Here is a 13466-nt window from a genome sequence, read left to right as displayed (position 1 = left end):
AACATTGATATGCAGGGGAGTATTAATAAGATGAATGCGTGAATACCTAGCAGTAATAGGTGTTGCTTTACTTTTTACATCCTTGTGAGCACGGCATCCCCTTCATCCTGAACATCGCCATTCTTTCACATCCATGTGATCATGGCATACCATTCATCCTGAACATCGTCATTCTTTCACATCCATGTGATCATGGCATACCGTTCATCCTGAACATATAAAGCCCGTTAATTTTCATTAACGGGCTTTATTTTTATATTGTTATTAAATACTAGAAGCTTGGTAGTATACCTGCGGGTATTAATTGATTTAATTCACCATCAGCAATAATATCTGAGGCTTGTGCAATATCAGGAGCAAAGTATCTATCTTTATCATAAAAGCTTACTTCTTGACGTAAAATAGCTTTGGCTAATTCAACTTTTTCAGCACCTTTAAGAGGAGATCTAAAGTCTAAACCTTGCGCGGCAGCTAAATACTCTACGGCCAAGACACCATTGGTGTTTTCTGCCATATCAGCTAAACGACGACCAGCAAAGCAAGCCATCGATACGTGATCTTCTTGGTTAGCAGACGTTGGTAAACTGTCAACAGAAGCCGGGTGAGCTAACGATTTATTTTCTGATGCTAAAGCTGCTGAGGTTACCTGAGCTATCATAAAACCTGAGTTAACACCGCCGTTATCTACAAGAAATGGAGGGAGCTTACTTAAATTTGCATCAATCAATAGTGCCATTCTACGTTCAGACAACGAACCTATTTCAGCAATGGCGAGGGCTAAATTATCAGCTGCCATAGCGACAGGTTCAGCGTGGAAATTACCTGCCGAGATAAAATCACCTTCATTGGCAAAAACCAATGGATTATCAGTTACTCCATTGGCTTCGATATGAAGCACTTCAGCGGCCTGACGAATTTGCGTTAAACAGGCACCCATCACTTGTGGCTGACAACGTAATGAATAAGGGTCTTGTACTTTTTCACAATCAACATGAGAGCCACCAATTTCAGAGTTTGTATCTAAAACATAACGGTAAGCGGTTGCTGCATCTATCTGGCCTATTTGCCCACGTACTTGGTGAACGCGATCGTCAAAAGGCGCACGTGAACCTAATGCTGCTTCAACAGACATTGAGCCAATAACCACAGCAGCAGCAAATAAATCTTCAGCGTGAAATAAACCTTCCAAAGAAAAAGCCGTAGATGCTTGTGTACCGTTAAGTAGCGCTAAACCTTCTTTAGCGGCAAGTGTTATCGGTTCAAGACCTGCAATTTTTAAACCTTCAAGGGCGGTAATGACTTCACCGTCATGCGACATTTCACCTTCACCTAGTAAAGGTAAAACCATATGTGAAAGTGGCGCTAAATCGCCAGATGCGCCAACTGAACCTTTTTTGGGTACACATGGATAGACTTCAGCATTAAGTAGAGTGATTAAGGCTTGGATGACTTTTAAACGTATGCCTGAAAAGCCACGTGACAATGAATTGATTTTTAATACCATCATTAAGCGTACTGTGGAATCTTCCATGTATTCGCCAAAACCCGCTGAGTGAGAAAGTACGATAGAGCGTTGTAATAATTCTAGCTCTTCTGTCTTTATGCGTGTGCTGGCTAATAAACCAAAGCCGGTATTAATACCATAAACGACACGGTTTTCACGGATAACTTGTTGTACCGCTTCAGCACTTTGATGAATCGCATCAAAGGCACTCTCGTCAAGGCTATATTGAATCCCTTCGTATTTAACGACGTTGCGTAATTGCGCTAGGGTTAATTGCCCTGGAATAATGTTTAATGTGCTTATATCTGACATGTATTTCTCGTTAATTCTAATGAATTTGTTAAATGAGTTTTCTTTAATGTGGCTGCATTAAGTTATTACATCAGCCACTAAGAAAAAGTTACTTACCGTTAGCGCCATCAATCATAGGTAAATCAAGACCTTGCTCTATTGCACAATCAACGGCTATATCGTAACCCGCATCGGCATGACGCATAACACCTGTCGCCGGGTCGTTCCATAAAACGCGGCCAATACGCTGAGCTGCTTCGTCAGTTCCGTCAGCAACAATAACCACACCTGAATGTTGGCTAAAGCCCATACCTACACCACCTCCGTGATGTATGCTTACCCAAGTAGCCCCACCGGACGTTGAAAGTAGGGCATTAAGTAATGGCCAATCAGAAACGGCATCTGAGCCATCTAACATACTTTCAGTTTCACGATTTGGTGAAGCAACTGAACCTGAATCTAAATGATCTCGACCGATAACAACGGGGGCAGATAATTCGCCAGTTTTAACCATTTCGTTAAAAGCTAACGCTAAACGTGCACGGTCTTTTAAACCGACCCAACAAATACGTGCCGGTAGACCTTGAAAGTCGATACGCTCTCGAGCCATATCCAACCAATTGTGCAAATGAGGATTATCAGGGATCAATTCTTTAACTTTTGCATCTGTTTTATAGATATCTTCTGGATCGCCAGACAATGCTACCCAGCGGAAAGGACCTATGCCTTCACAAAATAAGGGACGAACATAAGCCGGTACAAAACCGGGGAAGTTAAAAGCTTTTTTCACCCCTTCATCTAAAGCCATTTGACGAATGTTGTTACCATAATCTGTTGTTGCAGAACCTGCCGCTTGTAAGTCGAGCATGGCTTGTACTTGTTCCGCCATTGATTTTTTGGCTGCTTTTACTACAAAAGCTTCGTCTTTTAAGCGCATTTCTGCTGCGTATTCCATGGTCCAACCTTGTGGAAGGTAGCCATTTAATGGATCATGTGCTGACGTTTGATCTGTGGTTACATCGGGTGTGATACCACGCTTTACTAATTCAGGGAAAACGTCAGCGGTGTTACCTAATAAGCCAACAGATATCGCTTCACCTTTAGCACATGCTTCGTTGATCATGACTAAAGCTTCATCTAACGTTTTTGCTTTTTTGTCTACATAACGAGTTTTGATACGAAAGTCGATTCGAGTTTCATCACATTCAACCACTAATGCTGAAAAACCAGCCATAGTTGCTGCTAGAGGTTGTGCACCACCCATACCGCCTAACCCACCAGTAAGTACCCACTTACCTTTAGCGCTTCCACCAAAGTGTTGCTTAGCCATCGCGACGAAGGTTTCATAAGTACCTTGCACAATACCTTGTGATCCAATGTAAATCCAAGAGCCCGCCGTCATTTGGCCATACATCATCAAGCCTTTTTTATCGAGCTCGTTGAAGTGTTCCCAATTACCCCAGTTTGGCACGAGGTTTGAGTTAGCAATTAAAACACGTGGCGCATTTGAGTGGGTTTTAAATACACCAACCGGCTTGCCTGATTGGACCATTAAGGTTTCGTCATCTTCTAAACGATTTAATACTTCAATAATTTTGTCATAGCAAGCCCAGTTGCGTGCGGCTCGGCCGATCCCGCCGTAGACCACTAATGATTGTGGGTGTTCAGCAACTTCAGGGTCAAGGTTATTCATTAACATGCGTTTAGCCGCTTCTGTTAACCAACTTTTTGCGGTAATTTTATTACCACGATCTGCTCTGATCACTCGGCTTGTATCTAATCTTGGGTCTATTGAGGTATTTTTGATAGTCATGATATTTTCCTAACTATGGGTTGTAAAAAGGATGATTATTTTTTAGAATTTTAAGTGACTGCCTAAACGATACTTATTACCCGGAGAGGTTAAGGTCGCTAAACTGACCACCCCTTTACTTGACCAAGTACGACGTTTTACTTGTAAGCAAGGCATTGATTCTTCTATATGAAGTAATTGGCAAATATGGGGTTGTGCTAATACAGCTTCTATTTCGTGTGTTGCTTCTGTTAATGGCGCTTCACTTGATAAATATTCGTGAGGCGTTATTTGCGTGAAGTCTTGCTGTAAATAATTTTTTACTAAGTCGCTATTAACAAAACGTTGTTCAAGTTGAATCGGTTGATCATTTTCAAAATGTAGTACTTCAGAATAAAAAACTGATACGCTATTAATTGAATTAGTTTTTAAGTTAAGTAAAATAGCGATTTCTTCGTTAACAGCAACCGCTTTCAAGGTAAGCTGTTTAGCGTGATGTCGATGACCTCGCTCTTGAATTTCATCAGCGATATTACGAATTTCTAATAACGAAGACTGTGACTTAAACGTTGCAACAAAAGTGCCCGAACCTTGCGAACGGATCAGTAGTCCTTGCTCGGTAAGTTCTTGTAAAGCACGTCTTGCTGTCATACGACTTACTGAAAATTGATCAGCGAGTTCATTTTCAGAAGGGACTTTTGCATGTTGCTGCCATTCGCCAGATTCAATTTTTTGGCAAATATGCTGCTTTATTACGGTAAATTTTGCTGTTTTTACTTTAGTCATGTTAATTCGCTAGGTTTATTGTTTATAAGACTGTTGTCGTCTTAACGCTATAACTTGTATATACAATCTCATTTATAAGTGCCGATGTCAATGGTTGTATATACAAGCTTGCTTGTCTATTCTCTATCGCGTAAAGTAGCGTTATTAGCAATCAAACACTACGCTTATAATACCGCCATCTTTTGATATAAACGCTGGTTGAAAGTTTAGCGTTTAAATCACCTTTTGGATCTATTATGACGATTAATTCTTCTGTTTGGCACACTCTCTTCATTAATGTAAATCTAGCGACTATGACTGATGGCTCGAACAGCTATGGTGCTATTGAAAATGGTGCTTTAGCAATAAGTGGAAGTAAAATTGCTTGGTTAGGTGCTGAAATTTCTTTACCCCTATATGATGAAAAATCATTACGGGTTATTGATGGAAAAGGAAAATGGTTAACGCCCGGACTCGTTGATTGTCATACTCATATCGTATATGGCGGTAACCGAGCCAATGAATTTGAAATGCGCTTACTCGGTAAAAGCTATCTAGAAATTGCTAATGCTGGCGGTGGCATAGTCTCAACAGTCTCTGCAACACGTAAAGCCAGTGAAAGTGAATTATTAGCCAGTGCCTTACCCAGGTTAACTGCATTACATCAACAAGGTGTGACCAGTATTGAAATTAAATCGGGTTATGGTCTTGATACAGAAAACGAAATTAAAATGCTTAAAGTAGCAGGGCAGTTAGCTGAAAAGCTTCCGGTTACTATAAAGCGGACTTTCCTTGGCGCTCATGCTTTACCTGTTGAATACAAAGATAATCCTGATGAATATGTCGACTTAGTTTGTGATGAAATGATACCCATCATTGCCAAAGGTAAATTAGCCGATGCGGTTGATGTTTTTTGTGAAAGTATTGGTTTTAGTTTAGTACAAACAGAGCGTGTCTTTGCTGCCGCACAAAAACATCGTCTACCGATAAAAGTTCATGCTGAGCAATTATCAAATTTAGGCGCTACCGTATTAGCGGCAAAATATAATGCGCTTTCATCTGATCATATCGAGTTTTTAGATGAAGCCGGTATTAAAGCCATGAAAGCTGCAGGCATGACTGCAGTATTGTTACCCGGAGCGTTTTATTTTCTTCGTGAAACACAATTACCGCCCATGGAATTATTACGCAAGTATCAAGTGCCAATTGCGATTGCGACCGATGCAAACCCCGGTTCTTCACCCATTCATAATATTCAACTGATGCTTAATATGGCATGCACATTCTTTAGATTAACACCGGCAGAAGCACTAGCTGGTGTTACTTGTTATGGTGCTAAAGCACTAGGTTTAGCGAATAAAGGTCAACTTGCGCTTGGCTTTGATGCAGATATTGCCTTGTGGAATATAGAGCAACCGGCGGAACTTTGTTATCAGTTTGGCGTAAACCCACTGAGTGAATTATTTGTGGCGGGTAATAAAGCCATTTAATTTAATTAAATGTGTTTATATTCAGGTGATAATTTCTTCTGTGATAAGCCTAGTTAAAAACACCCTATACAAACTTCACTATATTGCTTAGTCTTAATATATACCCGTTCTACTTCAATACGCAGGTTCGTCTGATGGTGTTTAGCGATAAACCCCGTTTGGCATTGCAATAATTGATCTGATTTCCTAGTTAAACTCATCAATCGTATAGGTTTGTTGTCATTAGGTAAAAGGCTTTATATGAAACACTTTCGCTCGACGCGCTTCTCGTTCACTGGTTTTTTGATGGTAGTGTTAAGCTTGTTTTTATTTTCGAGTACGGCACAAGCCGCTTCTTTTTCTTTTTCTTTTACTGAATTTAATATTGCCTTTGTATTGGGGTTAATGTTTCCAGTTATATTAATCATCGCCTTAGTTAAGCCCTTAAAAAACATTCGTCTTCGTCACCCGTTACTGATTTCTCTGAGTGTTTTATTGATGCTTTATGCCTTGGCTTATCCCAAAAGCCATCAAAGTGAATTGATACTTTCATCAGCGATGATTTTTTCTTCGGTGTTATTTTTTTGGCTACGAAGCACTTATTCTCAACCGGCAGAAAAAGTAAATTATGTCATCAATTTTATTGTCGTCGCAACAGCGCTATCTTTTGTTTTTAGTTTATGGTTTTTACCCGCTATTGATGGTTATTTAGCTTGGCTGGTGGCAAGTTTACTCGTGCTTGCATGTGCTGGCGTTGCGGTGCTTTCGTCAAAAAAAATCAAAGAGCCTAATAGTGTGAGATTAACGGTGCAGTGGTTTATACACCTTTGTTTCGTGATTATTCTTTTCGCGTGGTTAAATGCTTTTATCAGTGTGGTTTGGTTAGTGTCCGCGATCGTTATTTCCTATCTAGCTGCTTTGGTCAATGGTTGTTGGTATTTAGTGCAAGCCATTCGCGTCGAACTTAATAATAGCAAAGATATTAGTAAAAAAATATTAACAGCATATTTGTTAGACCCAGCAACAAATTTACCCTGTTATCAACAAGCCTTGGAAAAATTAGAAAATGTTATAAAGCAGCAGCCTAAGCGTCGCTTGGTGAGTATTGTTTTTAAGCCAGTAAATTTTCAAGCGGTTAACACCGTTTTAGGTCACCATAACTCTGATATTCTATTATTACAATTAGCGTATTGTTTACAGAAGAAAGTCGCTGAAAATATTTTATTGGTTAACTTTTCAGATGAACAAACACCGATAAAAATCGCTCGGCTTCAAGGGTTACATTTTTTAGTTGTACTAGACTTGAGTACTGACAACTACCCTGACCATACTAAAGTTGATCAACTTTGCCGTGAGCTTATGGCTGCTGTGCCCAGAGCAATGAGTTTCAAAAGTTTCTCTCTTAATTTTGAATTGGCTTTTGGTGCAGCTTATACAGGGGAATACAGTAATAGTGTCAGTGAGGTTATTTCATTTGCTGAAGATGCCTTGCTCGTTTCAGAACAAAATCAACAGGTTGTTAGTTACTTTGACCACAATAGTGCACTTTATACCGAACAACAATTACAGCGTATGGAGCAATTAAAACAAGATATAGCCGATGAAAAATTACATTGGTATTTACAACCACAAATAGGTTTAGCGAATAAAAAAGTTGTCGGCTTTCAAATGGATGTGCATTGGTATAGCGATGATAAAGCACCGCGTGGACTCAGCCAATTTGTTGACATTGCCGAGCATAGTGGCGATATCTATCTATTAACAAAGCAGATGATTGTTGAAGCTTGTAAGGCCATTGCTCAATTACAAAAGGTAGGCTTTGAAAGGCCAGTAACCATTACCTTTGCTAGTAAAGAGTTACTTGAACCGGCATTAATTGACTACATTGTTTTACAAACTAAAGCACATAGTATTAATACAAATTCTTTAATTATCGAGTTTAAAGAAGCGCTAATTTTATCTGCTAGCCAAAGAGCAAAAGCGATTATTGATCAGCTGAAATCTTTAAATATAAAGATCGCGATAGGGGATTTTTCAGGCAGCTATGAGTCATTACGATACTTACGAAAGCTGAGTATCCACCAAGTAAAAATTAATTGTGGCTTGTTGGGTAATCGTGAGAATGACATTGAGAGTGGTAGCTCAGATAAGGCCATTATTAATGCGCTGATCAATTTAACCCGGGCAATGAAACTACCTCTTATAGGCACCTCAATTAATAATAGTAATACTGAACAAGCATTTATATCAATGGGCGGGGAATATGCAGAGGGTCGATATTTAAGTCGTGGGGTTGTTTTTGATGAAATTGAAATTTGGACTAGGCGTTGGCTCGAACAATATCCACATAGTGCACCAGCTAAGTGAGCCCAATTTAAGTCAGTGGGCGTAACTTACTGAATGTAAAGTCTAGATGATTTATTCAATGTCTAACGGCTCTGGTGACAGAATAATACCGGTATTGTCAGCATAAATGTGATCTTCAGGTAGAAATGTTACCCCTGCAAAGTTTATTGCTAAATCACTTTCGCCAATATCTTGGTCGCTAGCACCAACAGGAATAGAGACTAAGCCTTGAATGCCTAAATCGAGTTCTTCTATTACATCTACGTCACGGACACTGCCATAGCAAACAATTCCTTCCCAAGCATTGTTAGCGGCCTGTTCAGCAATGTTAAAATCAATCAGTGCCCTACGTGTTGAGCCACCACCATCAATAACAAGGACTTTTCCTCGTCCATCCGTCGCTACAATTTGTGCGATTAAACCATTATTTTCAAAGCACTTAATGGTAACTACTTGACCACCAAAAGAGCTGCGCCCGCCATAATTACAAAAGATAGGATCAACAACATCAATTAGGTCGGCATAAATATTACAAAGCTCTGAGGTGTTGTATTCCATGATTTTTCCTTAATGCCATGATTGAATGCTTATACCCATGCTACTAAATTTTCGCTTACAGCAACAGTAAACATAAAGTGGGAAAATTTTAGTCAATTAGCGCTTAGTATAGCTTGATGTACAAACCTTGTGTGAAATATATTCAATGGTAAATTACCGTATAATCAGCAAATAATAATAGTGACTGTCTTGTATTGCTAAGCAAAAGAATATTTAATGGATGCTCGCAACTTAATAGAGAATATAACATGGTAGGTGAGAAAGACTTTTATCACGGTCTATTATTTTCTGTTGAAGCCCTAGTTTTTGGCTTACTTGCTATATTTTTTTTGCTATATACTCGGGGAGTAGGCCGACAATATGTTACCTACTGGGCGGTAAGCCTATTTTCTTTAAGTGCCCATCAATTTTGTCTTGCCATTGAAACCCAACTTAACGACCTCAGTGTTATCGCCTTAGAGAAAGTTCTGCTTACAGTAGGTATTCAAGTTAGTTTTTACTTTCATCTCTGCGCACTTTTACTCGGTATTTATAGTGCAGTTTCAAAACAAATCATTTCTAAAAAAATCACCAATAGCATCTTTATACTCAGTGCTCTGTTCGCACTAATGGCAACGTTACTCTACGGGTTTGAGGTTAACGAAGTTTATAACCGCTTTTATCTGCGAGAGAGTTTACCTGCATTTGTGATGGGCTGTGGTTTATTATTAACAGCCTTTTATTTATATAACTTGCCTAAAAAATATTTTTCTGCACATATTCTTATTGTTTATAGTCTTATTATGGGGGGCCGGTATGTTTTGTTTTCCTTTCTTTCTATTGTACTTATTAATGAGTATTGGTTTAGGCCATTAGCGGAATTACTGATTTATTTTGATTTGGGTGCCTTTACTTTATTAGCATTTACTCTGCTTATTTGGATGCAAGGGGCAGAGCGAAGTATTGCGACCTCTGCAATGAATAAGGCTCAATATTTAGGTAAGCATGATTCATTAACGGGGGCGTTAAACCGACAACAAGTCATGGAAAAACTACCTTTAATCATCGAAAAAACCGCCAGTAACCAACAAAACTTAGCGGTTTTTTTATTAGATATTAAAGGCTTTAAATTTGTCAATGATACATACGGGCTTAAGGTTGGAGATGCTATTTTAGGTGAAATAGCGCGTAGACTTGATGAAAGTATATTTCTACCCCAGGTAGTTGGACGATTAAGTGGTGATTCTTTTGTTTTTATTATTGATGGTGTTGACGAAAAGCAACAAGCCGCTGCAATAGAACATTTACACGGCTTAATAAGTCGGGCGTACCATATCAAACAACATAAAGTATTATTACAATGCTCTGTTGGTTATTGTTTATATCCCGGGGATGGGGGATTAGCTGAAGATTTATTACAAAAAGCTAATTTAGCCTTAGCGCAAGCTGAAAGCCAAAATGTGGCGACGGTCAAATATAAAACAGGAATGCAATCGCATGGTCGAAGATTACTTGCCATGGAAAAAGAAATTCGCGATGGTTTTGAAAATAATGAATTTGTACTCTATTTTCAACCACAACTTAACTTATTAAATAATCGCATAGAGGGCTTCGAAGCGCTTGTTCGCTGGCAACACCAAGAACGTGGTTTATTACAACCAGCAAGTTTTTTACCTGATATTGAATCGCTTAACTTGCTTAGTGACCTAGACATTTATGTGCTTGAACGGGCATGTCAAACTATTGCACGTTTGCAAAAAGCATATCATCGTCGAGTGACTATTGCGGTTAATATCACCGCTGTTGAATTTCAAGATCCAAAATTGATTGTAAATATCCAAGCCTTACTTTTTAAGTATCAAATTACACCAAGATGCTTAGATTTAGAAATTACCGAAAATGTTGTGATGACAGAAATAGCAACAGCAATGAATACCATTGTTATTTTGCAAAATATGGGCATAAAAGTTTCAATTGATGATTTTGGTACAGGGTATTCCTCATTGGCATACTTGCGTAAACTGCCTATCGACAAAATTAAAATTGATCGGAGTTTTATTGAAGAAGTCGCAAGTAATGATTCAGATTTAACGATTGTTAAATCTATGGTTGAGCTTTCTCATGGTTTAGGTAAACGTGTTTTAGCCGAGGGAGTTGAAACCGAAGAACAACTAAGGGTATTACGCAACATTGGCTGTGATGCAGTTCAAGGATATTACATCAGTAAACCTATACCTGAAGAAGCATTGAAAAAATACTTTTCCCGCTAATTATCATCTTATTATTTCATATAAAAAAACCTATAAATTTGTTTCAAATTTTAATTTTCTGCCTATAATAAAGATATAAATCTATTAATATTTTTAGGATCTCCTTTATGCTAATCAAGCACAAGCTTATTGCTAACACCGGTATTTTGGTCTTATCAATGGTCTTTATGTTGGGTTTACTTAATTTTACTATGTCGTCTTTGGAAACTGATATAAAAATTGCTCGAGAAATTGGTAATATCCAAACCGAGATTTTACAGTTGCGTCGTAATGAAAAAGATTTTTTAGCCAGAAAAGATATCAAGTATTTTAAGGCGTTTAATGAAAAGTATGCTGAGCTTATAAGAGAGATTAGTTCACTTGAGCAAGCTTACGAAACGATAGGCGAAGACCTTCCTAGATTAAATAAGCTTCGCGCCGTGCTAAATGATTATCAAGGGTTTTTTAAAGACTTAGTTGATGCACAAAAAGATCTTGGCTTATCTTCAACCGATGGTCTCTACGGCTCATTAAGATCTGCTGTTCATGTAGTTGAAGAGTCGATTGGTGATAGTGACTATAAATTGCTGAGCAATATGCTACAACTTAGACGCAATGAGAAAGACTTTATGTTACGTCTCGATGCGAAATACGTCGACCGTTGGAAGAATAATGCCAGTTCTTTTGTTCAAAACATAAACGTAAGCGATTTATCCAGTGATGCTAAATCACAAGCTATTGATAATATCTCTCTCTATGAACAAGCATTTACAGACTTTGTTGCCGGACAAAAACGGCTTGGCTTCACCGCTAAAGAAGGTTTAAAAGGTGATATGCGCAACGCTGTTCATCAAGTGGATGAAATTTTAGATAAACTTGTTTTACTGAGTAAAGATCAGGTTGTTGAGCACACCAAATTTGTTGACTTGGTTGCTTACGGTGTCTTTTTTACGGTATTAATTATTGCCATTAGTTTTGCCTTTTTTGTCAGTAGAAGTATTTTATTAAGCATAAATCAGCTAAACGAGACCATGAAAAAAGTGGCTGATACTCAGGATTTATCGTTGACCGTATCTACTCACAGTGATGATGAACTCGGCGAAATGGCCACTATTTTTAATAATATGCTGGGTAAGTTTAGAAACTTAATTACGGCCGTTAACCTTTCTGTTGATACTGTGCACGAAGCAACAGATAGTTTATCAAAAAATATTCACCTTGCTAATGCCGGAGTCGACTCACAAATTCAACAAACGGATATGGTCGCTACCGCGGTGACTCAAATGGTTGCGACCGTTGATGAAATTGCTAATAATACCAATGCCGCTGCGAGTAAAGCTGAAGCAACCAACAATAATGCGATTAGTGGTAAAGAAGGGGTTGAGCAAACTATTGCGAAAATTGATGAGCTTTCTGAAAAGTTAAGGGAGTCAGAAAATATAGTGCACGAACTTGCTAAAGATAGCGATACTATTGGTTCAGTATTAGATGTTATTCGAGGCATAGCAGAGCAAACAAACTTACTGGCGTTAAATGCGGCTATCGAAGCTGCCAGGGCGGGTGAACAAGGGCGTGGCTTTGCTGTGGTTGCTGATGAAGTTAGAACATTAGCCAGTCGGACTCAAGATTCGACACAAGAAATTGAAACGATTATTAGTTCATTGCAAGGACGAACCAAAGAAATTGTTTCTCATATGGCTATTTGCCGAACACAAGGCCAAGACAGCGCAGACCAAGCAAGCTCAGCGGGTAAAATGCTAGAAGAAATAACCTATGATGTTTCAACCATCATGGAGATGAATACAGCTATCGCATCAGCCATTCAAGAGCAAAGTACGGTCGCTTCTGAAGTTAATCAACATGTGGTTGAGATAAGAGACGTCGCCGAACAAGCCGGGCTAATATCTCATCAAAATGCACAAATGAGTGAAGAGTTATCTCAGCAAGCGGCAGTGTTGAATAATGAAGTGAGTCAGTTTAAAGTTTAGAAATATACTTTTCTCTTGAAGATACCGAACAGGTATTTTCAAGAGAAAACGTTATCTCTGTCTAGTTATTACTAGGCAAAATTCGCTAAATAAAAACCATCTTGAATGTTCGTGTTAACTTATTCTATTTCACTTCAACAAAACTAATCGACGCTTCTCTATTTTGGCTTGTGGTTAAACTTGAACAATAGCTTTGCCAATTAATGTCGTAATTATCAAAGAGATTTTTGAATGTTTGGTCAGTGAAAATAGCGCCGTGCTTGTCATCAAATACTAAGCGGTGGCCATGCTTACCTAGCGGTTCAATATCAGTTAATAGCACGTCTTTTTTATGAAACACTTCTGGTATTTTAACGCCATTTTTAGCTTTCGTTTCTACGGGAGAAAATACTCTTAGGTATTCAAAGGAGAAACTAAGTTGAAGGTTACTATCAAAATTAAGGGTTAATTTTTTTTGCTTGCGATCAAGCGTAAACTGAATGATTTTCATTAATTCCTGCGCTTATATTGGCTAAAAGAGTAGGA

9 protein-coding genes are annotated in these 13466 nt (G+C 38.5%); 4 read left to right on the top strand and 5 right to left on the bottom strand.

Features of this window, described 5'->3' with window-relative positions; translation table 11 throughout:
- Positions 1 to 271: 271 nt before the first annotated feature.
- The 3 genes from hutH to hutC form a co-directional block, all read right to left on the bottom strand.
- Positions 272 to 1816, bottom strand: a complete 1545-nt coding sequence (gene hutH / locus H4J66_RS19185) for a histidine ammonia-lyase (protein WP_182176488.1) — start codon at positions 1814 to 1816, stop codon at positions 272 to 274.
- 88 nt (positions 1817 to 1904) lie between these two features.
- Entirely contained in the window at positions 1905 to 3587 is a 1683-nt protein-coding gene (hutU, locus tag H4J66_RS19180; protein ID WP_310650683.1) for a urocanate hydratase, read from the bottom strand.
- A 63-nt stretch (positions 3588 to 3650) separates the two neighbouring features.
- The gene (gene hutC / locus H4J66_RS19175) at positions 3651 to 4373 is read right to left on the bottom strand and encodes a histidine utilization repressor (protein ID WP_182176486.1); all 723 of its coding nucleotides are present in this window, start codon (positions 4371 to 4373) and stop codon (positions 3651 to 3653) included.
- A gap of 236 nt (positions 4374 to 4609) precedes the next feature.
- On the opposite strand from hutC, the gene hutI reads away from it, so the two are divergent.
- Both hutI and H4J66_RS19165 read left to right on the top strand, forming a co-directional pair.
- Positions 4610 to 5842, top strand: a complete 1233-nt coding sequence (gene hutI, locus H4J66_RS19170) for an imidazolonepropionase (RefSeq protein WP_182176485.1) — start codon at positions 4610 to 4612, stop codon at positions 5840 to 5842.
- Positions 5843 to 6082: 240 nt separating this feature from the next.
- Positions 6083 to 8188 (top strand): EAL domain-containing protein, encoded by a 2106-nt coding sequence (locus tag H4J66_RS19165; protein ID WP_182176484.1) that lies wholly within the window; start codon positions 6083 to 6085, stop codon positions 8186 to 8188.
- 51 nt (positions 8189 to 8239) lie between these two features.
- On the opposite strand, the gene rraA is transcribed toward H4J66_RS19165, so the two are convergent.
- Positions 8240 to 8725 (bottom strand): ribonuclease E activity regulator RraA, encoded by a 486-nt coding sequence (gene rraA / locus H4J66_RS19160; RefSeq protein WP_182176483.1) that lies wholly within the window; start codon positions 8723 to 8725, stop codon positions 8240 to 8242.
- Between the two features lie 248 nt (positions 8726 to 8973).
- Between rraA and H4J66_RS19155 the strand changes: the two genes are divergently transcribed.
- Positions 8974 to 10974 (top strand): bifunctional diguanylate cyclase/phosphodiesterase, encoded by a 2001-nt coding sequence (locus tag H4J66_RS19155; protein ID WP_182176482.1) that lies wholly within the window; start codon positions 8974 to 8976, stop codon positions 10972 to 10974.
- A 107-nt stretch (positions 10975 to 11081) separates the two neighbouring features.
- Positions 11082 to 12941, top strand: coding sequence for a methyl-accepting chemotaxis protein (locus H4J66_RS19150; protein WP_182176481.1), 1860 nt, complete (start codon positions 11082 to 11084; stop codon positions 12939 to 12941).
- A 124-nt stretch (positions 12942 to 13065) separates the two neighbouring features.
- Here the strand turns inward: H4J66_RS19150 and H4J66_RS19145 are convergent, their stop codons facing one another.
- The gene (locus H4J66_RS19145) at positions 13066 to 13431 is read right to left on the bottom strand and encodes a gamma-butyrobetaine hydroxylase-like domain-containing protein (protein WP_182176480.1); all 366 of its coding nucleotides are present in this window, start codon (positions 13429 to 13431) and stop codon (positions 13066 to 13068) included.
- Positions 13432 to 13466: the final 35 nt, after the last annotated feature.

This window comes from Colwellia sp. MB3u-55 (assembly GCF_014076785.1).
Taxonomy (GTDB): domain Bacteria; phylum Pseudomonadota; class Gammaproteobacteria; order Enterobacterales; family Alteromonadaceae; genus Colwellia_A.
The sequence above is the reverse complement of the archived record's forward strand: the minus strand, read 5'-3'. Positions and strand labels throughout refer to the sequence as shown.

Coding starts and splice junctions, on each gene's coding strand:
- hutH (WP_182176488.1), bottom strand. CDS start 1,816: ATGTCAGATATAAGCACATTAAACATTATTCCAGGGCAATTAACCCTA.
- hutC (WP_182176486.1), bottom strand. CDS start 4,373: ATGACTAAAGTAAAAACAGCAAAATTTACCGTAATAAAGCAGCATATT.
- hutI (WP_182176485.1), top strand. CDS start 4,610: ATGACGATTAATTCTTCTGTTTGGCACACTCTCTTCATTAATGTAAAT.
- H4J66_RS19165 (WP_182176484.1), top strand. CDS start 6,083: ATGAAACACTTTCGCTCGACGCGCTTCTCGTTCACTGGTTTTTTGATG.
- rraA (WP_182176483.1), bottom strand. CDS start 8,725: ATGGAATACAACACCTCAGAGCTTTGTAATATTTATGCCGACCTAATT.
- H4J66_RS19155 (WP_182176482.1), top strand. CDS start 8,974: ATGGTAGGTGAGAAAGACTTTTATCACGGTCTATTATTTTCTGTTGAA.
- H4J66_RS19150 (WP_182176481.1), top strand. CDS start 11,082: ATGCTAATCAAGCACAAGCTTATTGCTAACACCGGTATTTTGGTCTTA.
- H4J66_RS19145 (WP_182176480.1), bottom strand. CDS start 13,431: ATGAAAATCATTCAGTTTACGCTTGATCGCAAGCAAAAAAAATTAACC.